We start from the raw sequence: 22438 nt of genomic DNA on the forward strand, positions 1-22438 counted from the left end.
TCGCCGTCTTCACGCAAGGCGATGCGCCACCCCCATGCACCGCATTCAGATCATCGACTCGCACACCGGCGGCGAGCCCCACCCGCCTCGTGACCGGCGGCTTTCCCGACCTCGGCCGCGGCAGCATAGCCGAGCGCCGCGCGCTGCTGGTCGAACGGCACGACCCCTGGCGCGCCGCCACCGTGCTCGAACCGCGCGGCAGCGACGTCGTGGTCGGCGCGCTGCTGTGCGAACCGGTCGCGCCCGATGCCGCGGCCGGCGTGATCTTCTTCAACAACGCGGGCTACCTCGGCATGTGCGGCCACGGCACCATCGGCCTGGTCGCGAGCCTCGCGCACATGGGCCGCATCGGCCCCGGCGAGCACCGCATCGAAACGCCCGTGGGCACCGTCACCACCACGCTGCACGCGGACGGCGCGGTCAGCGTGCGCAACGTGCCCGCGTACCGGCATCTGCACCAGGTGGCCGTCGAACTGCCGGGCCACGGCACGGTGCGCGGCGACGTGGCCTGGGGCGGCAACTGGTTCTTCCTCGTGAGCGAGGCCGCGCACGGCCAGCGCGTGGCGAGCGACAACCTCGCCGCGCTCACCGACTACACGGCCGCGCTGCGGCGCGCGCTCGCGGCGCAGGGCATCAGCGGCGCCGAGGGCGCGGAGATCGACCACATCGAACTGTTCGCCGACGACGCGGACGGCGCCGACAGCCGCAACTTCGTGCTGTGCCCCGGCAATGCCTACGACCGCTCGCCCTGCGGCACCGGCACCAGCGCCAAGATCGCCTGCCTCGCGGCCGACGGCAAGCTCGCGCCCGGCCAGGTGTGGACGCAGGCCAGCGTGATCGGCAGTCGCTTCGAGGCCAGCTACGAGCCCGCCGACGACGGCCGCGTCATCCCCACCCTGCGCGGCCGCGCCCACATCAGCGCCGAAGCCACCCTGCTGATCGACGAGGCCGATCCCTTCGGCTGGGGCATCCGGCTCTGACACGGCAGATGGCCGATGCGGACGCGATCGTCATCGGCGCCGGCATCGTCGGCGCCGCCTGCGCGCATGCGCTCGCGCGCGCGGGCCGCCGCGTGCGCGTGATCGACGCGCGCCTGGGCGGCGCCACCGGCGCCGGCATGGGCCATCTCGTGGCGATGGACGACAACCGTGCCGAGCTCGAACTCAGCAGCCGCTCGATCGACCTGTGGCGCGCGCTTGCGCCGCGCCTGCCGGCCGATTGCGCGCACAGCGCCTGCGGCACGCTCTGGATCGCCGCCGACGACGCGGAGATGGCCGAGGCCGAACGCAAGCGCGAGCGGCTCGCCGCGCTGGGCATCGCGAGCCGGTTGCTCGACGCGAAGGCATTGGCCATGGCCGAACCGGCATTGCGCGCCGGCCTCGCGGGCGCGCTCGAGGTGCCGGGCGACGGCATCCTCTATGCGCCCAACGCGGCGCGCTGGCTGCTCGCGGACGCGGGCGCCGCGATCGATTCGAGCAGGCCCAGGTCGCGGCCATCGAGGACGATGGAACGCTGCTTCTGGCCGACGGCGGTCGGCGCCGCGCCGCGCAGGTCGTGCTGGCCGCCGGCCTCGAGGCGGCCGCGCTGTGCCCCGAACTGCCGCTGCGGCCCAAGAAGGGCCATCTGCTGATCACCGACCGCTATCCGGGCACCGTGCGGCACCAATTGGTCGAGCTCGGCTACGTCACCAGCGCGCACCATGCCGAGGGCGACTCGGTCGCCTTCAACGTGCAGCCGCGGCCCACGGGGCAGCTGCTGGTCGGTTCCTCGCGGCAGTTCGACACCACCGATCCCGCGGTCGAGCCCGCGATGCTCGCGCGCATGCTGCGGCGCGCGATCGACTACCTGCCGGGCCTCGGCGAACTCAACGCCATCCGCGGCTGGACCGGCCTGCGCGCCGCCACGCCCGACGGCCTGCCGCTGCTGGGCGCGCATCCGTGGCGCGAGAGCTGTGGCTCGCGCTCGGCCACGAAGGCCTGGGCGTGACCACCGCGCCGGGCAGCGCCGAACTGCTCGTGGCGCTGATGACGGGCACCGCGCCGCCGTTCGATGCGCGGCCCTTCGCGCCCGGGCGGCTGCTGGAGACGGTGGCATGAACGCCGCGCCGCAGGTCTCACTGCAGATCGACGGCCGCGAGGTGCGCGTCGCGGCCGGCAGCTCGGTCGCCGCCGCGCTGCGCATCGCCGACACGACCCCGGCCATGGGCGTGGCGCGCGTCTCCGTCACGGGCCAGCCGCGCGCGCCCTTCTGCGGCATGGGCATCTGCCAGGAATGCCGCGTCGCCGTCGACGGCCGCCGCCGACTCGCCTGTCAGACCGTCTGCGGCGAAGGCATGCGCGTGGAGACCCTGCGATGAGCACCGACGCCATCGGCCTCGAACACTGCGACCTGCTGATCGTCGGCGCCGGCCCCGCGGGCATGGCCGCCGCGCTGGCGGCCGCGCCCAGCGGCGCGTCCATCGTCGTGATCGACGACAACCCCGCACCCGGCGGCCAGATCTGGCGCGACGGCCCCGGCGCCAGCCTGCCGCCGGCCGCGCGCCGGTTGCGCGAGGCGCTGGCTGCCCGCGCCAACGTGCGCATGCACAGCGGCACGCGCGTGGTGGCCGCCAGCGCGCCGCGCGAGCTGCTGCTCGAGGAGGCGGAGCGCGCCTGGCGCCTGCGCTGGGGCAGGCTCGTGCTGTGCACCGGCGCACGCGAACGCCTGCTGCCCTTCCCGGGCTGGGCCCTGCCCGGCGTGACCGGCGCGGGCGGCCTGCAGGCGCTGATCAAGGCCGGCCTGCCGGTGGCGGGCGAGCGCATCGTCGTCGCCGGCACCGGCCCGCTGCTGCTGGCGGCCGCGGCCACCGCGCGCCAGGCCGGCGCGAAGGTGCTGTGCATCGCCGAGCAGGCGGCCTTCGGCGCGGTCGCGGGCTTCGCGCTGGGGCTCGCGCGCTGGCCCGGCAAGGCAGTGCAGGCGCTGACGCTGGCCGATGCGGCCTACCGCACCGGCTCGCACGTGGTCGAGGCACTGGGCACGACGCAGCTCGAATCGGTGCGCCTGAACCAGGGCGGCCGCCTGCAGGAGATGGCCTGCGAGCGCCTGGCCTGCGGCTTCGGCCTGGTGCCCAACACCCAGCTCGGCCAGATGCTCGGCTGCGCGCTCGCGCCCTTCGGCGACAGCGGCACGCTCGCGCTGGCCGTCGACGCGCGGCAGGCCACCAGCCTGGACGACGTCTACGCGGCCGGCGAATGCACGGGCTTCGGCGGCAGCGAACGCGCGCTCGCGCAGGGCGCCATCGCGGGCCATGCGGCCGTCGGCGACGACAAGGCCGCACGCTTGCAATACGCCGAACGTGCGCGCTGGAACGCTTTCGCCACGCGGTTGCACCGCAGCTTCGCGCCCGGCCCCGCGATCCGCGCGCTGGCCCGGCCCGACACGCTGGTGTGCCGCTGCGAGGATGTGCCCCTCGCGGCGCTCGCCGGCTGCGGCGGCTGGACCGACGCCAAGCTGCACCAGCGCTGCGGCATGGGGCCGTGCCAGGGGCGCGTGTGCGGCGACGCCGCGCAGTTCCTGTTTGGCTGGACGCCGCCCGCGCCGCGGCCGCCGCTGTCGCCCGTGCGCATCGCGACGCTGGCCGGCCTGGGCGCGCGCGACCCGGACTGATCCACACTACGCAGATCCGCGTTCCCCGAACCTCCATGGCTGCTCCGATCACCGTCCCTGCCCCCGCGTCCGCCCCCAAGCGCCGCGCCGCCGACATGGCCTACGACGCCATCGAGACCCTGCTGTCCACGCTGCAGCTCGAGCCCGGCAGCCAGATCGTCGAAGCCGAGCTGGCCGAGCGCACCGGCCTGGGCCGCACGCCGGTGCGCGAGGCGCTGATGCGCATGGTGTCGATCGGCCTGGTCGTGCAGCAGGCGCGCCGCGGCCTGCTGGTGTCGACCATCGACCTCGCCGACCACCTCGACGTGGTGCAGACGCGCCGCGTGCTCGAGCAGCTGATCGCCACCTGCTCCGCGCGCCGCGCCACCGCGCCGCAGCGCAAGGAGATCGTGCGCTGCGCCGAGCAGATGGTGGAGGCGGCCGCGCGCGGCGACCTCGACGGCTACATGCGCGCCGACCATGCGCTCGACCTGGTGAACCACCAGGCCAGCCACAACGACTCGGCCGTCAAGGCCGTCACGCCGCTGATCGTGCAGTGCCGCCGCTTCTGGTACGCCTACCAGCACCAGGGCGAGATCGTCGAGGGCGCCAACGCCCACCTCGAACTGGCGCAGGGCATCGCCACCGGCGACGAGGCCGCCGCCACCGCGGGCGCCGACCGGCTGATGGACTACCTCGAGCGCTTCGCGCGCAAGATCATCGACCGCTAGGAGGCTGCGCCCTGGCGCCGCTGCCGCAGCACCGTCGCGCTCTCGCCGCCCTGGCCCCAGTTGTCGGGATCGATCTCGTCGATCAGCACCGTCACGTCCTCGGGGCGCTTGCCGAGCACCTCCTGCAGCAGCCGGGTGGCGCCGGCGATCAGCGCGGCTTTCTGTTCGCGCGTGGCCGGTGTTTCGCGGCGCGCGAGGCGGATGGTCACGAGGGGCATGGTGGGTGTCCTTCAGGTCGAGGAGCGCCGATTCTCGCCAGCCGGCCCCGGGGAATTCCGCGTGCGCCGCGCCAACCCGCGGCGCATACTGGCCCGATGGCCGCCGCACCCCGAGCCCGTCCCGAGGATTTCTTCAGCACCGACGAATGGCAGGCGCTGACCGCGCGCTCGTCGTGGAAGGGGCTGTGGCTGGTCGCGCACTGCTGGGGCGTCATCGGCCTCGCGATGCTGGTGGGCATCGTCTGGCCGTGGACCCTTCCGTTGATGGTGCCGATCGTCGGCGCGCGCCAGCTCGGCCTGTTCATCCTGATGCACGACGCGGCCCATGCCGGGCTGCACCGCAACCGGCGCGTCAACGACTGGGTCGGCCACTGGCTGTGCTCGTCGACCCTGCGCGACTACCGGCCCTACCACCTGCAGCACCACCGCTTCGTGCAGCAGACTGAGGACCCCGACCTCGTGCTGTCGGCGCCGTTCCCGATCTCGCGCGCCTCGATGTGGCGCAAGGTGGTGCGCGACCTCAGCGGCCAGACCTTCTACAAGCAGCGCTTCGGTCATATCGCCGAAGGCATTCGCCGGCGCGCGCCGGGCGAATCGGCGTTCAAGGCGTTCGGCCGCGAACTCGCGAAGGACCGGCGCTTCTTTCTCGCCAACGGCCTCGGGCTGCTGGCCTTCGCGCTGGCCGGCTACGGGTGGGCCTGGGTCCTGATGTGGCTGCTGCCCATGGCGACCTGGCTGCCGCTCGTGAGCCGGGTGCGCAACATCGCCGAGCATGCGCTGGTGGCGCAGAACGAGGCCGATCCGCTGCGCCAGGCGCGCACCACGCATGCCAACCTGGCCGAGCGCATCTTCATCGCGCCCTACTGGGTCAACTATCACTGCGAGCACCACATGTTCACCAGCCTGCCGTGCTGGAGCCTGCCGCGGGCGCACCGGTTGCTGCAGCGCGGCGGCACCACCGCGCGCATGGAGGTGCAGCCCGGCTACCTGAGCCTGCTGAGGCAGGCCACGGCCGCCTGAAGCTTCAGCGCGTAGCCGGCCGCGCCGCCGTGGGCAGCGCGCCGCGCTGCGCATGCTGGCTCAGCCAGATGCTCGCGATCACGATGGCGATGCCCGCCACCTGCAGCGGCGACAGCCGCTGGCCCAGCAGCACCCAGCCGAGGATCACGGCCGTCACCGGGCTCAGGAAGGCCAGCGAGGCGATGGCGGCCGGCTCCAGCCGCGCCACGCCACGGAACCACAGGATGTAGGTCAGCGCGGCGCCCACCAGCCCGAGCCAGCCGAAGCCCAGCCAGTTGGTGGCCGTGAGCGGCGGCAGCGCCGGTTCGAGCCACAGCGCCACCGGCAGCAGCAGCAGGCCGCCCGCGGTGAGCTGCCAGGCGGTGAAGGTCAGCGCCGAGACCGGCGGCTGCCAGCGCCGCGCCAGCACGGTGCCGAAGGCCATCGACACCGCGCCCGCGAGCGCCGCTGCGATGCCCACCGCGTCGAGCCTGGCCTGCGGCGTGAGCACCAGCAGCGCCACGCCGCCGAAGCCCACCGCGGCCGCCACCACCGACAGCGCGCGCACCCGCGTGCCGAGCAGCGCGCTCGCGAGGAACACCACCATCAGCGGCTGCAGCGAGGTGATCGTGGCCGCCACCCCGCCCGGCAGCCGGTACGCCGCGATGAACAGCATCGCCCACAGCAGCGAGAAATTGAGCGCGCCCAGCACCAGGATGCGGCCCCACCAGGCGCGTTCGGGCAGCTGCCGCACGATGGCCAGCAGCAGCAGGCCCGCGGGCAGCGCGCGCAGCATGGCCACCGTGAGCGGGTAGTTCGCGGGCAGCAGCTCGGTGGTGACGATGTAGGTGCTGCCCCAGATCGCGGGCGCGGCGGCGGTCAGCAGGATGTCGGCGCCCCGGCGGGAGGGCGGGCGCTGCGGTCGGTGATGTCGGTCATGGAGGCTTGAATCTATTCAATTGACCGTTGGTTGTGAATGTCTGAATAATGAATTGATTCATTACCAATGGTTGTGAATCATGGACCATCTCACCGCCCTCAAGGTCTTCCGCACCGCCGCCGCCAGCGGCAGCTTCGCCGGCGCGGCGCGCCAGCTCGGGCTGTCGGCCGCCGCGGTCAGCAAGAACATCGCCGAGCTCGAGGCGCACCTGAAGGTGCGGCTCATCAACCGCACCACGCGCAGCATGAGCCTCACCGAGGCCGGCGCCGCCTACCACCAGCGGCTCTCGCGCATCCTCGACGACCTGAGCGAGGCCGACGCCGCGCTCGCGCCCATGGGCAGCAGCCCCTCGGGCGTGCTGCGGGTCAGCGCGCCGCTGACCTTCGCGCTGACCTGCATCTCGCCCGGCATCCCGGCCTTCATGGAGCGCCATCCGAACCTCAGGCTCGAGCTCGACCTGCAGGACGCGCGCACCGACCTGATCGGCGGCGGATACGACCTCGCGATCCGCGGCAGCGACCGGCTCGAGGACTCGAGCCTGGTGGCGCGCGAGCTCACGACCATGACCCACGTGCTGTGCGGCGCGCCGGCCTATTTCGCCGCCCGCGGCCGGCCCGCGCGGCCCGAGGACCTGAAGGCCTTCGACTGCGTGCAGTTCACGCTCTCGGGCCATGCCCACAAGTGGACCTTTCGCCGTGCCGGCCGCAGCGTGGCGGTGCCGGTCGACGGGCGCTACAAGGTCAGCTCCAGCCTCGCGGTGCGCGACGCGCTGCTCGCGGGCTTCGGCCTGAGCCTGATCCCGCGCATCTACGTCGCGCACGAGCTGGCCGCGGGCCGGCTCGAGGCGGTGCTCGAGGACTGGGAGGCCGACCGCACGCCGGTCTATGCCGTCTATCCCTCGCGTCACCTGGCCGCGAAGACGCGCGCCTTCGTCGACTTCCTGCTCGAGCGCTTCGCCTCGGGCTGACCGTTGAGCAGCCGGCCGATGGGCGTGCGGCGCGCCAGCAGCTCGTAGCTCGCGAGCGCGGCGAGCGAGGTGGCCGCGATGTTCAGGCCCATCTTCGCGAGCGCACCGAGCGGCGCATGGAACAGCAGCACGCCGAAGCCGACGGTGCCGAGCATGTGGACCAGGTAGACCCAGTACGAGCTGCGCGAGAGGTAGTCGAGCACGCCGTTGCGCCGCGGCAGCCAGCGCACGAAGGCGCCGATCAGCGCCAGGCTCCAGAGCCAGGCGGCGGTGCCGTAGGCGAAGGCGATCCAGAACGCGGCATGCGGCAAGGGCGCCGTGCCGCGCGCGGCGCCCAGCAGCACGAGCGTCGCGCCGAAGAAGCCCAGGCCCGCGAGCGCCAGGAGCTGGCAGCGCGCCGCGAAACGCGCGAGCAGTTCCTGCCGCCCGTGCAGGCACAGGCCGAACACGAAGAACAGGCCGCTGTGCACCCATTCGCCCCAGGGCGGCAGGAAGGAGCCGCTCTGCGGCGCCAGGCCCGTGGGATGGAAGGACCCGGCCACGGCCAGCGGCAGCGCCAGCACCAGGACGCCCCAGGGTTGGCGCGCCAGCAGCCCGAAGCCGCGCTCGAAGCCCGCGCGCAGCCGCGCCGGCACGAAGCGACCGAGCTTCGCGCCGGCCCAGGCCAGCATGCAGAACCAGAACAGCTGGTAGATGAACCACAGGTGCAGCGTGTTGAACGGCGAGCCGCCCGGCGGGCGCGGCGGCGCCAGCGCCGCATCGAGCCCTGGCACGCCGCGCACCGTGAGGTGGATGTAGACCATCGCGAGCAGCGTGGTCAGCACGAACAGCGGCGGCCAGAACAGCGCGAAGGGCAGGGCGAGCCGCAGCGCGCGATTGCGCAGCATGGCGCCGGCGCCGCGCCGCTCGACCAGCAGCGAGACGAAGAAGCCCGCGAGCACGAAGAACACCGGCATGCGGAAGCTGTGGATGAACAGCAGCAGCAGGTCGGCGACGCGCGAGGTCTGCGGGTCGCGCCAGGGCAGCGGCGAGGCGACGGTGAGGTGGTTGAGGGCCACGTGCAGCACGATGCCCAGCCACATCATGAGGGCGCGCAGGTTGTCGAGCGCGTGCAGCCGTTGAGGGGCGGAAGGAGGGGTGTTGGCGTTGTTCATGCGGCCACTGTTGGGCCTCACGCAACGTCAGGGTCAAGCGGGGGCGAGCGTGTTTTTCAGGCCGCGCGCAGCGTCGCCATGGCGCGCAGCAGCAGCTCGCGCACCGGCGGCGGCGTCACCGCCGCGGCCTGCAGCACGGGCTCGGTGGCCATGGCCTGCATCAGCCGGCCCGCGATGCCCGGGTCGTGGTCGCAGAAGGCATTAAACAGCGCGGCCCATTCGCGCGCGATCGCCTGCACGGCCGGGTCGCCGGGCGCCGCGCCCCGGGCCTGCAGGGCCTCGAGTTCGCCCGAGAGCCGGCGCCAGGCCGCGTCGGGCGGCGTGCCCAGGCGCGCGAAGTCCTCGGCGTCGAGGTGGCGCAGCAGCGCGGCCATGCGCAGGCCGATGGCCTGCTCGATGTAGCCGATCAGCGCGGCCGAGGGGCCGTCGTCGCGCCGCGCCACCGGCTCGCTGCGGTACATCTCGCCCCAGCGCTCGATCAAGTCGTAGTTGCCGTCCATCCACTGGCCCATCAGCGTCATCCAGCGCGCGGCCAGCGGCTGCAGCTCGAGCGCATCGGCCGGCACGCCGCGCGCCATGCGCTCGCTCAGCTCGGCGATCAGCGGCGGCCACTGGTCGGCCACGGCCTTCCAGTTCGCCATCAGCGCGCGGATCTCCTCGGGGCTGAAGTAGCGGCCGTAGGTGCTCATCTGCTCGAGCGTCGCGAGCCAGTCGACGGTGTCGGGCCGGCCGCCCTCGGCCAGCCGCTGTTCGAGCAGCGCGAGCCGCTCGCGCAGCGCCGTGGCCTGCGCGATCTGCCGGTCGAGCGCGGCGATCTGGCGCGCGACGATCGCGGGCAGCGATTCGCCGCCCGCGCCCAGCAGCCCGCCGATCTCGGCCAGCGGCAGCCCGAGCAGCCGCAGCGCCTGGATCGCATGCAGTCGCGCGATGTCGTCCGGGCCGTAGAGCCGGTAGCCGGCCTCCGAGCGCGCCGACGGCGCGAGCAGGCCGATCGCGTCGTAGTGATGGAGCGTGCGCACCGTGAGCCCGGTGCGCCGCGCGAGTTCGCCGACCTGGAGCAGCATGGCGGCGCCGCCGGGGTTCAGTCTTCGGACGGCACCGGTTCGGGCCCGGGCCAGCCCAGCAGCTCGGCCAGCCGCTGCACCACCCAGTCGGCCTCGGCCGGCTGCAGGCCCGCCTCGGGCACGGCCAGGCCGGCGCGGATGCGCGCCAGGATCTCGCTCTCGACCGGCACCTCGGTGTGGTGCTGGATCTGCGCATGGCCCACCAGGTGGCTGGCCAGGTCCTCGCAGATCTCGTAGCGCTCGCGCACCACGCCGATGGGTTCGCGCAGCCGCTGCCGCGCGTCGGTGTAGACGGCGAAGAACGAGGGCGGGATCAGGATCTGGTTGTCGTCGGACATCGAAGCCTCATAGCCGCGGCAGGGGCCCCATCGACGACGAAACGCGCCCGCGGGCGCGTTTGTCGGGGTTTCGCGCCACCGGCCCGGCGGGCCGTGGCGGCGAAGGCCGGATCAGCCGCCCTTCTTGGCGCGCTTGCCGGGGTTCTTCTTGCTGCGCGTCGCGGTGCCGCGCTCGAGGCTGACCTTCTGGCCGCCACCGTTGCGCGGCAGGGTGAAGCCGGGCAGGGGCACGGGCTTCGGGCTGGCGAGACGGTCGGCTTCGGTACGGATTTTCTTGGGCATGGAAAGCTCGGGTAAAAGTGAAGTTCGAAGGCGTAATTAGGCCACAGCGAGGATTTTGCATGCCAGAAAGCGCGATGGGGGGAGCATGGCCCGGCCGAGGTTCGTCACGGGCTCGCTGCTGCGGCATGTCTGCGTGATGGCGGGCACCGGCGCCATCGGCCTGATCGCGGTGTTCGCGGTCGACCTGATCAACCTGTTCTACATCTCGCTGCTCGGCGAGAAAGCCATCGCCGCGGCCGTGGGTTTCGCGGGCGTGGTCGGCTTCTTCCACACCTCGCTGTGCATCGGGCTGATGATCGGCATCGCGGCCGTGGTCTCGCGCACCGTGGGCGCGGGCCGCGCGCACGACGCGCGCCGCATCGCCACCGCGAGCCTGGTGCTGATGGCGGCGATCTCGCTGGTGGCGGGCAGCGGCACCGCCTTCTTCCTCGGCCCGGCCGTGCATGCGCTGGGTGCCGAGGGCGAGACCGCGCGCTTCGCGCAGCGCTACCTCGCGATCACCGTGCACACGATGCCGCTGCTCGGGTTGGGCATGGCCTGCTCGGCCCTGTTGCGCGCGGTCGGCGATGCGCGGCGCGCGATGATGGTCACGCTGGTCGGCGCCTTCGTCACCGCGGTGCTCGACCCGATCCTGATCTTCGGCTTCGGCATGGGGCTCGACGGCGCCGCCGTGAGCGCCGTGTTCTCGCGGCTGGCGCTGGCCGCGGTCGGGCTGCACGGCGTGGCGGTGCGGCACCGCATGCTGGGCCGCTTCGAGCCGAAGCAGCTGGGCGCCGACGCCCGCGCGATGGCCGCGGTGGCCGGGCCGGCGGTGCTCACCAATCTCGCGACGCCGGTGAGCGCCGCCTTCGTCACCCACAGCATCGCGCAGTTCGGGCCCGCGGCCGTGGCCGGCGCCGCCACCATCGACCGCGTGAGCCCGGTGGCCTTCGGGCTGGTCTATGCGCTGAGCGGCGCGGTCGGGCCCATCCTGGCGCAGAACCTCGGCGCCGGGCAGTACCGGCGCGTGCGCCAGGGGCTGCGCGACAGCCTGCTGGTCATGGGCGTGTCGGTGGCGGTGGCCTGGGCGGTGCTGGCGCTGGGGCAGGACGTCCTGATCCGCGCCTTCTCGGCCGACGGCGTCTCGGCCGAGCTGATCGCGCTGTTCTGCAGCTGGCTGGCGGCCAGCTTCTTCTTCGCGGGCGGCCTGTTCGTGGCCAATGCCTCGTTCAACAACCTCGGCCATCCGCTGCTGTCGACGGTCTTCAACTGGGGCCGCGCGACCGTGGGCACGGTGCCCTTCGTCTGGTGGGGTGCGCAGTACGGCGCGGCGGGCGTGCTGATCGGGCAGGCGGTGGGCGCCTCGATCTTCGGAGTGCTCGCGGTGACGGTGGCGTTCCGGCTTGCGAACCGGCTGGCGCTGCGCGAAGACCTTGCGCCGGCGCCGCCCGAAGGCGCGGTGCCGGTGCTCGACGCACCGGTCGCGCCGACCTCGGCCGCCGGCGGCGCGGCGGCGCTCGCGGGCGACCTCAGAGATCCAGCAGCCGGACCTTGACGCTCTTGCCCTTGATGCGGCCGTCGTTGAGCTTGCGCGCCGCCTCGGCGGCGATGCCGCGATCGACCGCGACGTAGGTCGAGTACTCGTTGACGTTGATCTTGCCGACCTGCTCCTTCGCATAGCCGCAGTCGCCGGTCAGCGCGCCCAGCACGTCGCCGGCGCGGATCTTCTCCTTGCGCCCGCCCACGATCTGCAGCGTGGCCATCGCCGGCGCGAGCGGCGCGCCCTTGCCGGGCGTGAGCTCGGCCAGTTCGTGCCATTCGGACTCGCGGCCCTGCAGCTGCTCGATCTTTCCGACGAAGCCCATCTCGTCCATGCTCGCGAGGTTCAGCGCCAGACCCTCGGCGCCGCCCTGCTGGCCGACGCGGCCGGTGCGGCCGATGCGGTGCACGTGCACCTCGGCATCGGGCGTCACGTCGACGTTGATCACGGCCTCGAGCTGCGCGATGTCCAGCCCGCGCGCCGCCACGTCGGTGGCCACCAGCACCGAGCAGCTGCGGTTGGCGAACTGCACCAGCACCTGGTCGCGCTCGCGCTGCTCGAGTTCGCCGAACAGCGCGAGCGCGCTGAAGCCCTGCGCCTTGAGCACCTCGACCAGGTCGCGGCACTGCTGCTTGGTGTTGCAGAAGGCCAGCGTGCTGGCCGGACGGAAGTGGTCGAGCAGCCGGCTCACGGTGTGCAGCCGCTCGTTGTCCTTGACCTGGTACCAGCGCTGGCGGATCGCGCTGCCCGTGTGCTGGGCCTGCACCGCGATCTGCTGCGGGTCCTTCATGAACTGCTGCGCGAGCTTGGCGATGCCTTCGGGGTAGGTGGCCGAGAACAGCAGCGTCTGGCGCTCCTTCGGGCACTGGCGCGCCACGGTGACGATGTCGTCGAAGAAGCCCATGTCGAGCATGCGGTCGGCCTCGTCGAGCACCAGCGTGTTGAGCGCGTCGAGCACGAGGTTCTCGCGCTCGAGGTGGTCCATGATCCGCCCCGGCGTGCCCACCACCACGTGGGCGCCGTGCTCCAGGCTCGCGGTCTGCCCGCGCAGCGCGACGCCGCCGCACAGCGTGACCACCTTGATGTTCTCTTCCGCGCGCGCCAGCCGGCGGATCTCGGTCGTGACCTGGTCGGCCAGTTCGCGCGTCGGGCACAGCACCATCGCCTGCACCGCGAAGCGGCGCGGATTGAGGTTGGCCAGCAGCGCCAGCGCGAAGGCGGCGGTCTTGCCGCTGCCGGTCTTGGCCTGGGCGATCAGGTCCTTGCCGAGCAGCGCGACCGGCAGGCTCGCGGCCTGGATCGGCGTCATGCGCGCATAGCCGAGCTGCGCGAGGTTGGCCAGCATCTGCGGTGCGAGCGGCAGGGTGGCGAAATCGTCGGGGGAGGTGGTGGTCATGGCATGGCCGCCAGCAGGCCCGGCGGAAGCTTGGAGGAGAGTCGGAGGAGCAAAAAATCAGGGCCTTGCAGCCCGCCGCCAGGGCGACAGTGCTGCAAGGCCCTCGGGGGCTGCGACGGTCGGCGCTTGCCGGTCGTTCAGCGGCGCTGGGCGCCGTTGTTGCCGCCGGGACCCGACGGCGGAGGACCGCGGCGTTCCAGGTGGCGGAACGTGATGCGGCCCTTGGTCAGGTCGTAGGGCGAGAGTTCCAGCGACACCTTGTCGCCCGCCAGGATGCGGATGTGGTGCTTGCGCATCTTGCCGCCGCTGTAGGCGATCAGCTGGTGACCGTTGTCGAGCGTGACGCGGTAGCGCGAATCGGGCAGGACTTCGGTCACTGCGCCGTTCATTTCGATCAGTTCTTCCTTCGGCATGCTTTACCTCGAATCTTCGTTGTCTGTTGGATATGAATGAAATCCGTCGTGTTTGGTTTCAGGCGCGACGGCCGGCCGACACACACGGCGCAGCGGGGACGCGCTCTGCTCGCTTCAACATGAACGAAGACCGTGGTGGCGATCATGGGCGCCGGAACTGGCGCTCCAACACACGGCAAGAACCGGCGTGCCTGGCGGGGGAGGTGCGGAACCCGGGGATTTCAAATCGGGTTCAGGGGGCCTCGGTGCCAATCGGCCAACCGGTGGGGTGACGAGAAAAGACTTCGTCGTAGTATCGAAACGAACCCGGCATTCTAACCGGACTGGCATGACTGTTGCTCAGGTTTCGGCCGGGACTGGCGCGAACGCGCGACAAAATCGATCGATATTGCTATCAAAAGGGTAGCTGAAAGCCCTCAGGCCGCCGCGGGCTCCCCGACCCGCGCGACCGTGCCGCCGCCGCGTCGGCGGCCATGGGCCAGCAGCAGCACGCCGGCCAGCTGGCAGGCCGCGCCCACCCAGCCGACGGTGCTCACGCCGAACCACGCGATCGCCACGCCGCCGAACAGCGAGCCGGCCGCGATCCCGAGGTAGATCGCCGAGGCGTTGAGCGACAGTGTCATCGGCGCGCGCTCGGGCGCCAGCCGGATCAGCCGCACCGCCTGCGCCGGCCCGAAGCCCCAGCCCGCGAAACCCCACAGCGCCGCCAGGCCCACCACCGTCGGCAGCGCCAGGCCGCCCGGCAGCGCCTGGGCCGCGAGCGACAACCCGCCGAGGACCGCCACCAGCAGCAGCGCGAAGCCGCGTGCCACCCGGTCGGCGCCGAAACGGTCGGTGGCCCAGCCGCCGGCCGCGGTGCCGAGCGCCGCCGCCACGCCGATGGCGACGAAGACCGCGCCGATGCCTTCGGGGCCGATGCCCACCGTGCGCGAGAGGAAGAGGGCGATGTAGGTGTAGAAGCTGAAGCCGCCCGTGGTCCAGAGCACGCTGACGCCGAGTCCGGCCAGCACGCCCGGCGCGCGCAGCACGGCGAAGGCCGCGCCGCCCGACGAGGCCGGCGCCGCCACCGCGAGCCGGCGCGGCAATCCGGCCGCGAGCCCCAGGGTCGCGACCAGCCCCAGTGCGGCGATCAGCAGGTAGGCCGTGCGCCAGCCGCCCCAGCCCGCGATCCAGGCGCCCAGCGGCACGCCGAGCGCCACCGCCAGCGTGCCGCCGCCGGTCACGATCGCCAGCGCCCGGCCGCGCAGCACGGGCGACACCAGCGAAGCCGCCACCGCGCTCGCGGTCGGCACGAACACGCCCGCCACCAGGCCCAGCGCGAGACGCGCCAGCGCGAGCTGGCCGAAGCCCTGCGCCATCGACGCCAGCAGCGTCAGGCCGCTGAAGGCCGCGAGGCTCGCGACCAGCAGCGGCCGGCGGCCGAAGCGCGCGCAGGCCGCGGCCATCAGCGGCGAGCCGATCGCATAGCTGAGCGCGAACAGCAGCACGAGCTGGCCCGCATGCGTGGGGCTGATCCGCAGGTCGGCCGCGAGCACGGGCAGCAGGCCCGCGACGATGAAGCTCTCGGTGCCGATCGCGAAGGCGCCGAGCGCGAGCCAGGCGAGGCTCGGCGGCAGGCGCTCGGGCGCGGCGGAAGAAGAGGGGGCGGGGTCGTGGTGCATGGCGTTTCTCCATCGAGCATTCGATGGGGTCCAGCGTAGGCTTGCGATTCGGTTCCCAAAAAGAACCACAATCCGCCAATTCCATGGAGCCACTTTTCGAGCTGTCCCTGCAGCTGCCCGCAGCCGGCTCGCGCGAACTGCTGCGCGAGCTGCACCGGCAGCTGCACGCCGCCATCCTCGACGGCCGGCTGCGGCCCGGCGCCCGCCTGCCCGCCACGCGCGCGCTCGCGCAGCGCCTGGGCGTGTCGCGCAACACCATGCTGGCGGCCTACGACCTGCTGCTCAGCGAGGGCTATCTGGTCGCCCGCCCCGGGGCCGGCACCTACGTGGCCGACACCCTGCCGGCCTCGCGTCGCGGCCGGTCGCCGCGCACCGCCGCGCCCACCGAGGCCGCCGCACCGCGCCGCGATCCACGCCTGGTCCCGCCGCGTGTCCCCGGCGCCGACCTGCCGCCCACGCTGCAGCAGCGCCCGGCGCGCGACGATTTCCGCGTCGGCCTGCCCGATGCGAGCGCGCTGCCCTTCGACATCTGGCGCCGGCTGTCCGACCGCGCGCTGCGCCGCATCGCGCGCGGCGGCGGCGAAGCGGCGCAGTACGCCGACCCGCGCGGCCAGCCGGCGCTGCGCGAGGCGATCGCGCGCCACGTGTCGTTCACGCGCGCGGTTGGCTGCGGTGCCGACGACATCGTCGTCACCGCCGGCGCGCAGCAGGCCTTCGGGCTGCTCGCGCGCATCCTCGTGGTGCCGGGGCGCACGGTGGTGGCGGTCGAGCAGCTGTCCTATCCCTCGCTGCGCGAGGCCCTGGCGGCCGCGGGCGCGAAGGTGGTGCCCGTGCCCACCGACGCCGAGGGCCTGTGCGTCGACCGGCTGCCGGCCGAGGCGCGCGTGATCTGCGTGACGCCCTCGCACCAGTTCCCCACCGGCGTCGCCATGTCGACGCCGCGGCGCGCCGCGCTGCTGGCCTTCGCGCGCGAGCGCCAAGCGGTGGTGATCGAGGACGACTACGACAGCGAATTCCGCTTCGCCGGCCGCCCGCTCGACGCGCTGCAGACGCTGGACCGTGCCGACTCGGTCTGCTACGTGGGCACCTTCTCGAAGAGCCTCTTTCCCGCGCTGCGCCTGGGCTTCGTGGTGGCGCCGCCGTGGGCGCGCGCGGCGCTGGTGCGCATGCGCGAGCTGGCCGACTGGCACAGCCCGGTGCTGGGCCAGGACGCGCTGGCCGACTTCATCGCCGAGGGCCACCTGGCGCGCCACATCCGCAGGATGCGCAAGGTCTACGGGGAGCGCCGCCGCGCGCTGCTCGAGGCGCTGGTGCGCCATGGCGCGGACCTGTTCGAGGCCATTCCCTCGCAGGCCGGCCTGCACCTGTCGGCCTGGCTGCATGCGCCGCTGCGCGCCGAGGCGCTGGCGCGGCGCGCGGCCGAGGCCGGCATCGCGCTGGCGCCGCTGTCGCGCTATGCCTTCGACCCGCGCGTGGCCGACGCGCCCGAGGGCCTGGCCTTCGGCTACGGGCTGATCGAGGCCGCGCGCATCGACGACGCGATCCGGCGCGTGGCGCAACTCGCGCGCGCCGGCTGACGCGGCCCGCCGTGCAGGCGGTCGAGCGCAGCCACGGGAGCCGACGGCCTACATCGCGCGCCGGTCGCACCGCGCTCAATGGTTCGGCCCAGGATGCCCAAGGAGCCCCGACCATGAACCAAACCGCTACGCCCACGCCAACGCTCGCCCCCGTGCGCTTCGACCCCGCCGTGGAGACCGAGCGCGAGGACGAGGCCCAGACCCAGATCGAACTGGTCGCCACCTTGCGCGACATGGCGCAGACCGTGGCCGAGCATGCCGGCCACGCCATGCGCGCCGTGCACGCCAAGAGCCATGGCCTGCTGCAGGCCGAACTCGTCGTGCCCGAGGGCCTGCCGCCCGCCTACGCACAGGGCCTGTTCGCCACGCCGGGTCGCCATCGCGCGGCGATGCGGCTGTCGACGCCGCCGGCCGAGGTGCTCGACGACCGCATCTCGCTGCCGCGCGGCATGGCGCTCAAGGTGTTCGACGTCGAGGGCGAGCGCGTCGAGGGCTCCGAGGACCAGACCACGCAGGACTTCCTGTTCGTCGACGGCCCGGTGTTCGTCGCGCCCGATGCGCGCGGCTTCCTGCGCAGCCTCAAGCTGCTCGCGGCCACCACCGACCGCGCGCCCACCGGCAAGCTGCTGCTGTCGGGCGTATTGCAGAGCATCGAGAAGCTGATCGAGGTGGCGGGCGGCTCGAGCCCGAAGCTGGTCGCGCTGGGCGCGCATCCGCTGACCCATCCGCTGGGCGCCACCTTCTTCACCCAGGTGCCGATCCGCTTCGGCGATCACATCGCCAAGCTGCAGCTCGCGCCGGTGTCCGAGGCGCTGGTTGCGCTCGAGAACGCGGAACTGCATCTGGACGGCAAGCCCGACGGCACGCGCGAGGCGGTGATGGACTTCCTGCGAGATCACGGCGGCGAGTGGGAACTGCGGGCCCAGCTGTGCGTCGACCTCGAGCGCATGCCGGTCGAGGACGCCTCGGTCGAATGGCCGCAGGAACTCAGTCCCTACGTGACGATCGCGCGCGTGCTGGCGCCGCCGCAGGCGGGCTGGAGCGCGGAGCTGTCGCGCGAGATGGACGACGGCATGGCTTTCAGTCCCTGGCATGCGCTCGCGGCGCACCGGCCGCTGGGCGGCGTGATGCGTGCGCGCAAGGCGGCCTATGCGGCCTCGTCGGAATTTCGCGGTGAGCGCAACGGCTGCCCGTTGCACCGCTGAGCGGCGGCCTCAGTCGAGCCCGAGCACGCGCCGGTTGGCGGCCACGTCCACACCGCCGGCCGCGAAGTCGTCGAAGGCCCGGTCGGCCACGCGGATGATGTGGTCGGCGATGAACTTCGCGCCCTCGCGCGCGCCGTCCTCGGGATGCTTGATGCAGCACTCCCACTCGAGCACCGCCCAGCCCGGGAAGTCGTACTGCGCCATCTTCGAGAAGATGGCCTTGAAGTCGACCTGCCCGTCACCCAGCGAGCGGAAGCGCCCGGCGCGGTCGATCCATTTCTGGAAGCCGCCGTACACGCCCTGCTTGCCGGTCGGATTGAACTCGGCGTCCTTCACGTGAAAGATCTTGATGCGCTCGTGGAAGTGGTCGATGTAGGCCAGGTAGTCGAGCTGCTGCAGCACGAAGTGGCTCGGGTCGTAGAGCAGGCAGGCGCGCGGATGGTTGTTCACGCGCTCGAGGAACATCTCGTAGCTCACGCCGTCGTGCAGGTCCTCGCCCGGATGGATCTCGTAGCCCACGTCCACGCCCACCGCGTCGAAGGCATCGAGGATCGGGCGCCAGCGCCGTGCGAGCTCGTCGAAGGCTTCCTCGATCAGTCCCGGCGGGCGCGGCGGCCACGAGTACAGGTAGGGCCAGGCCAGCGCGCCCGAGAAGGTCGCGTGCGCCGTGAGGCCGAGGTTGGCCGAGGCCTTCGCCGCGTAGTGCAGCTGCTGCACCGCCCATTGCTGGCGCGCCGACGGATTGCCGCGCACCTCGGGCGCCGCGAAGCCGTCGAAGCCCGCGTCGTAGGCCGGGTGCACCGCGACGAGTTGACCCTGCAGATGGGTCGATAGCTCGGTGATCGACAGGCCGTGCGCGGCCAGCGTGCCCTGGATCTCCTCGCAGTAGGTCCTGCTCTCGGCGGCCTTCTTCAGGTCGATCAGACGCGCGTCCCAGCTCGGGATCTGCACGCCCTTGTAGCCCAGGCCCGCGGCCCAGCCCGCGATCGCGTCGAGCGAGTTGAAGGGCGCGGTATCGCCCGCGAACTGGGCCAGGAAGATGGCGGGCCCCTTGATCGTCTGCATGCGGTGTCTCCTTGTGGGCCCGACAGGATACTTCGCGGGTTCGGCTGACACACGACCGAAGTTCGGTGGGCGCAGAATGAATTTCGCTCACAGGGAACCCATCGAGATGCCCCAGCCCGTCTCCGCCCGACTCAAGATCGGTTTGTCCGCCTGCTTCTCGCACGCCGATCCGGCGCGCTCGCTGTTCACCAACAAGACCCTGCAGTACGTCGAGCAGTCGATCGCCCACTGGCTGATGTCGGCCGGCGCGATGGTGGTGATGGTGCCCTGCCCCACGGGCGAGACCGCGCGCGGCGACACCAAGCTGTCGCACTACGCCGAGTGGCTCGACGGCGTGGTGATGCACGGCGGGGCCGACGTCTGGCCCGGCAGCTACGGCGAGGTGCCGCTGAAGGACGCCTGGATCGGCGACCGCCTGCGCGACCTCTACGACCTCGCGCTGGTCGAGGCCTTCGAGCAGGCCGGCAAGCCGATCTTCGGCGTGTGCCGCGGGCTGCAGCTCATCAACGTGGCCTTCGGCGGCACGCTCTACCAGGACATCGAGGAGCAGCACGGCCATCCCGAGACGCTGCGCCACCGCGACCCGGTGACCTACGACCAGAACTTCCACCAGATCGGCATCGTGCCCGGCACGCGGCTCGCGAAGCTCTATCCCGAGGTGCAGACCGCGCGCGTCAACAGCATCCATCACCAGGGCGTGAAGGACCTCGCGCCGGGTTTCGAGGTCGAGGCCTGGAGCCTGCCCGACCGGGTGGCCGAGGCGATCCGCCGCCGGCCCGAGCGCGGCCGCAGCTACATCGCGGCCACGCAGTGGCATCCCGAATTCCACAAGTACGGCAGCACCGAGACCGTGGACGACACGCCGATCCTGCACGACTTCCTGTGGGCCTGCGCCACCGCCAAGGTGGCGCCGAAGACCACGCTGCGCGGCGCGCCCGGCAAGATCCGCGACCGCGCGGCGCGCGTGCTGCAGCAGGCGCTGCTGCGGCGTCGCCGCTGAGCGCCGCGCCGGTTCAGCGGCGCTCGGACTTGGTCGAGTAGCCGCTGACGCCGGCGTCGATGGTGCCGAACACCGTCACGCCGCTGCCCGACGACGCGGTGCCGCCGGCATCGGCGGTGCGCGAGGACGAGGCACAGCCCGCGAGCGAGAAGCCCATGGCGAGGGCGAAGGCGGTGGCAATCAATGACTTCATGGAATCTGTCCCAGGGGTGGATCGAACGACTATAGGCCGCGCATCATGGCGCGCATGTAACAAGACCCCGCGCGCGGGGTCTTGTCGTTGGTGCCGCGGCGGCAAGCCGGGTTCCCGCCGCGCGCGATCTTGAAGAAAAACTGCAAGCCGCTTCGCTCGCCGGGCGGCTTATCAAAGGCGCAAGCCGGGCGCACATTCAGGGCACACAACACCCAGAGAACACCGCCATGACATCCGCTCCCGCTTCTTCTTCACCGCAGCGCACCTGGTTCATCACCGGCGTGAGCACCGGCTTCGGCCGCGCGCTCGCGCAGGAGGCGCTGGCCGCCGGCCACCGCGTGATCGGCACCCTGCGCGATGAGACCGCGCGCGCCGCCTTCGACGCGCTGCAACCCGGCCGCTCCTTCGGCCGCCTGCTCGACGTGACGCGCCACGACGAGGTCGAGCGCGTGGTGGCCGAGGTCGAGGCCGGCATCGGCGCCATCGACGTGCTGGTCAACAACGCCGGCTACGGCCACGAAGGCACGCTCGAGGAATCCTCGCTCGACGAGGTGCGCCGGCAGTTCGAGGTCAACGTGTTCGGCGCGGTGGCCGTCGCCCGGGCCGTGCTGCCCTTCATGCGCGCGCGCCGCCGCGGCCACATCCTCAACATCACCTCGATGGGCGGCATCGTCACCTTCCCGGGGCTCGGCATCTACCACGGCAGCAAGTTCGCGCTCGAGGGCCTCTCCGAGGCGCTCGGCAAGGAAGTGGCGGGCTTCGGCATCCATGTCACGGCAGTGGAGCCTGGCGGCTTTCGCACCGACTGGGCCGGCCGCTCGATGGTGCGCGCGCCGCAGACCATCGCCGACTATGAACCCGTGCTGGGCCCGGTGCGCGCGGCGCGGCTGGCGCGCAGCGGCAAGCAGGCGGGCGATCCGGTGAAGGCCGCGCGCGCCATGCTGCGCATCGTCGAGGCGCCGAAGCCGCCCGCGCACCTGCTGCTGGGCAGCGACGCGGTGAAGGCGGTGCACGAGAAGCTGGCCGCGCTGCAGGCGGAGCTGCGCGCGTGGGAGTCGCTGTCGCTGTCGACCGACTTCACGCCGGCCTGATCGCGCCGCAGCCTATTCGGGCTTCGCGCCCGAGGCCTTGACGGCCGCGCCCCAGAGTCCGATCTCGCTCGCGACGAAGCGGTCGAACTCGGGCCCGGTCGTGGGCGCCGGCTCCGAGCCGCGCTCGCGCATGAAGCGCGCCATCTGCTCGCTCTTGAGGATCTCGGTCACTTCGCGGTTCAGGCGTGCCAGCACCTCGGGTGGCGTGCCGCGCGGCGCCATCAGGCCGAGCCAGCCCACGGCCTCGAAGTCGCGCGTGCCGGCCACGCCGCTCTCGCGCACGGTGGGCACATCGGGCAGCTGCGAGGAGCGCGTGGCCGAGGTCACGGCCAGCGGGATCGCCTTGCCGGCCTTGATGTGCGGCAGCGCGGCGGTCACCGAATCGATCATCAGCGGCACCTGGTTGCCGAGGAAGTCGGCCTGCGCGGGCCCGCTGCCCCGGTACGGAATGTGCGTGATGAACACATGCGCCGCCGACTTGTACATCTCGCCCGACAGATGCTGCGTGCCGCCGATGCCGGCGCTCGCGTAGCTGAGCCGGCCGGGCTCGGCCTTGGCGCGCGCCGTGAGTTCGCCCAGCGTGCGGATGCCGCTCTCGGGCGTGGCGAGGAACACCAGCGGCACCTTCGCGATCAGCGAGATGCCCACGAGGTCGCGGCGCGGGTCGAAGCCGGGCTTGGCGTAGAGCGTCTGGTTGACCGCCATCGCGCTGCCGGCCACCACCAGCGTGTACCCGTCGGGCGCGGAACGCACCACGAACTCGGTGCCGATGTTGCTGCCGGCGCCGGCCTTGTTGTCGACGATCACCGGCTGGCCCAGCCGGCGGCCGAGCTGCTCGGCGAGCGCGCGCGCGAAGATGTCGGTGGCCTGCCCGGGCGGGAAGGGCACCACCAGCTTGACGGGCTTGTCGGGCCAGTCGGCGGCCTGGGCCGGGACCCAGGCGGACAGCAGTGCCAGCGCGAGGCCGGCGGCCGTGCCTGCGAAGCGTCTGCGCCGCATGA

22 protein-coding genes and 2 pseudogenes are annotated in these 22438 nt (G+C 72.5%); 12 read left to right on the forward strand and 12 right to left on the reverse strand.

Annotated elements, in window-relative coordinates; genetic code table 11:
* Positions 1-34: 34 nt before the first annotated feature.
* The 5 genes and pseudogenes from ACHMXE_RS12225 to ACHMXE_RS12245 all read left to right on the forward strand — a co-directional run bounded on the left by ACHMXE_RS12225 (position 35) and on the right by ACHMXE_RS12245 (position 4355).
* Positions 35-980: pseudogene (locus tag ACHMXE_RS12225) on the forward strand (4-hydroxyproline epimerase).
* 8 nt (positions 981-988) lie between these two features.
* A pseudogene (locus ACHMXE_RS12230) lies at positions 989-2096 on the forward strand (NAD(P)/FAD-dependent oxidoreductase).
* The gene (locus ACHMXE_RS12235) at positions 2093-2356 is read left to right on the forward strand and encodes a 2Fe-2S iron-sulfur cluster-binding protein (protein ID WP_395349607.1); all 264 of its coding nucleotides are present in this window, start codon (positions 2093-2095) and stop codon (positions 2354-2356) included. Before ACHMXE_RS12230 ends, ACHMXE_RS12235 begins: the two are co-directional and overlap by 4 nt.
* Positions 2353-3645, forward strand: coding sequence for an FAD-dependent oxidoreductase (locus tag ACHMXE_RS12240; protein WP_395349608.1), 1293 nt, complete (start codon positions 2353-2355; stop codon positions 3643-3645). Before ACHMXE_RS12235 ends, ACHMXE_RS12240 begins: the two co-directional genes overlap by 4 nt.
* 35 nt (positions 3646-3680) lie before the next feature.
* Positions 3681-4355 (forward strand): GntR family transcriptional regulator, encoded by a 675-nt coding sequence (locus ACHMXE_RS12245; protein WP_209540158.1) that lies wholly within the window; start codon positions 3681-3683, stop codon positions 4353-4355.
* Here ACHMXE_RS12245 and ACHMXE_RS12250 read toward each other — a convergent pair.
* Entirely contained in the window at positions 4352-4573 is a 222-nt protein-coding gene (locus tag ACHMXE_RS12250) for a 4-oxalocrotonate tautomerase family protein (RefSeq protein ID WP_203203414.1), read from the reverse strand. The two genes, ACHMXE_RS12245 and ACHMXE_RS12250, sit on opposite strands and share 4 nt — an antisense overlap.
* Positions 4574-4669: 96 nt before the next feature.
* Here ACHMXE_RS12250 and ACHMXE_RS12255 point away from each other — a divergent pair, with 96 nt between their 5' ends.
* Positions 4670-5593 (forward strand): fatty acid desaturase family protein, encoded by a 924-nt coding sequence (locus ACHMXE_RS12255; protein WP_395349610.1) that lies wholly within the window; start codon positions 4670-4672, stop codon positions 5591-5593.
* 4 nt (positions 5594-5597) lie between these two features.
* Here ACHMXE_RS12255 and ACHMXE_RS12260 read toward each other — a convergent pair whose 3' ends face one another.
* On the reverse strand, positions 5598-6461 hold the full coding sequence (locus ACHMXE_RS12260) for an EamA family transporter (protein ID WP_057597912.1): 864 nt from the start codon (positions 6459-6461) through the stop codon (positions 5598-5600).
* Between the two features lie 130 nt (positions 6462-6591).
* On the opposite strand from ACHMXE_RS12260, the gene ACHMXE_RS12265 reads away from it, so the two are divergent.
* The gene (locus ACHMXE_RS12265; protein WP_209540155.1) at positions 6592-7479 is read left to right on the forward strand and encodes a LysR family transcriptional regulator; all 888 of its coding nucleotides are present in this window, start codon (positions 6592-6594) and stop codon (positions 7477-7479) included.
* Here the strand turns inward: ACHMXE_RS12265 and ACHMXE_RS12270 are convergent.
* The 4 genes from ACHMXE_RS12270 to ACHMXE_RS12285 form a co-directional block, all read right to left on the reverse strand.
* Positions 7416-8633, reverse strand: a complete 1218-nt coding sequence (locus tag ACHMXE_RS12270) for an acyltransferase family protein (protein ID WP_395349611.1) — start codon at positions 8631-8633, stop codon at positions 7416-7418. The genes ACHMXE_RS12265 and ACHMXE_RS12270 overlap by 64 nt on opposite strands.
* 56 nt (positions 8634-8689) lie before the next feature.
* On the reverse strand, positions 8690-9697 hold the full coding sequence (locus tag ACHMXE_RS12275) for a MerR family transcriptional regulator (protein WP_395349612.1): 1008 nt from the start codon (positions 9695-9697) through the stop codon (positions 8690-8692).
* A gap of 17 nt (positions 9698-9714) precedes the next feature.
* On the reverse strand, positions 9715-10035 hold the full coding sequence (locus tag ACHMXE_RS12280; protein ID WP_209540152.1) for a hypothetical protein: 321 nt from the start codon (positions 10033-10035) through the stop codon (positions 9715-9717).
* A 111-nt stretch (positions 10036-10146) separates the two neighbouring features.
* A complete protein-coding gene (locus tag ACHMXE_RS12285) occupies positions 10147-10317 on the reverse strand; it encodes a hypothetical protein (protein WP_172705803.1) in 171 nt (56 codons plus the stop codon).
* An 85-nt stretch (positions 10318-10402) separates the two neighbouring features.
* Between ACHMXE_RS12285 and ACHMXE_RS12290 the strand changes: the two genes are divergently transcribed.
* The gene (locus tag ACHMXE_RS12290) at positions 10403-11851 is read left to right on the forward strand and encodes an MATE family efflux transporter (RefSeq protein WP_395349613.1); all 1449 of its coding nucleotides are present in this window, start codon (positions 10403-10405) and stop codon (positions 11849-11851) included.
* On the opposite strand, the gene dbpA is transcribed toward ACHMXE_RS12290, so the two are convergent.
* The 3 genes from dbpA to ACHMXE_RS12305 all read right to left on the reverse strand — a co-directional run bounded on the left by dbpA (position 11826) and on the right by ACHMXE_RS12305 (position 15306).
* Complete coding sequence (dbpA, locus tag ACHMXE_RS12295) at positions 11826-13232, reverse strand: ATP-dependent RNA helicase DbpA (RefSeq protein ID WP_395349614.1); 1407 nt, start codon at positions 13230-13232, stop codon at positions 11826-11828. The two genes, ACHMXE_RS12290 and dbpA, sit on opposite strands and share 26 nt — an antisense overlap.
* 137 nt (positions 13233-13369) lie before the next feature.
* Positions 13370-13645, reverse strand: a complete 276-nt coding sequence (gene infA, locus ACHMXE_RS12300) for a translation initiation factor IF-1 (RefSeq protein ID WP_093351558.1) — start codon at positions 13643-13645, stop codon at positions 13370-13372.
* A 416-nt stretch (positions 13646-14061) separates the two neighbouring features.
* On the reverse strand, positions 14062-15306 hold the full coding sequence (locus ACHMXE_RS12305) for an MFS transporter (protein ID WP_395349615.1): 1245 nt from the start codon (positions 15304-15306) through the stop codon (positions 14062-14064).
* Positions 15307-15389: 83 nt separating this feature from the next.
* Between ACHMXE_RS12305 and ACHMXE_RS12310 the strand changes: the two genes are divergently transcribed.
* Positions 15390-16883, forward strand: coding sequence for a PLP-dependent aminotransferase family protein (locus tag ACHMXE_RS12310; protein WP_395349616.1), 1494 nt, complete (start codon positions 15390-15392; stop codon positions 16881-16883).
* Between the two features lie 113 nt (positions 16884-16996).
* Complete coding sequence (locus tag ACHMXE_RS12315; RefSeq protein WP_395349617.1) at positions 16997-18088, forward strand: catalase family protein; 1092 nt, start codon at positions 16997-16999, stop codon at positions 18086-18088.
* Positions 18089-18097: 9 nt separating this feature from the next.
* Here the strand turns inward: ACHMXE_RS12315 and ACHMXE_RS12320 are convergent, their stop codons facing one another.
* Positions 18098-19153: a sugar phosphate isomerase/epimerase gene (locus ACHMXE_RS12320; protein WP_203203403.1), complete on the reverse strand. Its 1056-nt coding sequence runs from the start codon at positions 19151-19153 to the stop codon at positions 18098-18100.
* 106 nt (positions 19154-19259) lie between these two features.
* Between ACHMXE_RS12320 and ACHMXE_RS12325 the strand changes: the two genes are divergently transcribed.
* Positions 19260-20153 carry a gamma-glutamyl-gamma-aminobutyrate hydrolase family protein gene (locus ACHMXE_RS12325; protein ID WP_203203402.1) on the forward strand — a complete coding sequence of 298 codons (894 nt, stop codon included), beginning with the start codon at positions 19260-19262 and terminating at the stop codon, positions 20151-20153.
* Between the two features lie 13 nt (positions 20154-20166).
* Here the strand turns inward: ACHMXE_RS12325 and ACHMXE_RS12330 are convergent, their stop codons facing one another.
* Positions 20167-20346, reverse strand: coding sequence for a hypothetical protein (locus ACHMXE_RS12330; RefSeq protein WP_057593714.1), 180 nt, complete (start codon positions 20344-20346; stop codon positions 20167-20169).
* A gap of 227 nt (positions 20347-20573) precedes the next feature.
* Between ACHMXE_RS12330 and ACHMXE_RS12335 the strand changes: the two genes are divergently transcribed.
* Positions 20574-21437, forward strand: coding sequence for an oxidoreductase (locus tag ACHMXE_RS12335; RefSeq protein WP_203203401.1), 864 nt, complete (start codon positions 20574-20576; stop codon positions 21435-21437).
* Positions 21438-21449: 12 nt separating this feature from the next.
* On the opposite strand, the gene ACHMXE_RS12340 is transcribed toward ACHMXE_RS12335, so the two are convergent.
* Positions 21450-22436, reverse strand: a complete 987-nt coding sequence (locus ACHMXE_RS12340) for a tripartite tricarboxylate transporter substrate binding protein (protein ID WP_203203400.1) — start codon at positions 22434-22436, stop codon at positions 21450-21452.
* Positions 22437-22438: the final 2 nt, after the last annotated feature.

Source organism: Variovorax sp. UC122_21, assembly GCF_044056785.1.
GTDB lineage: Bacteria > Pseudomonadota > Gammaproteobacteria > Burkholderiales > Burkholderiaceae_C > Variovorax.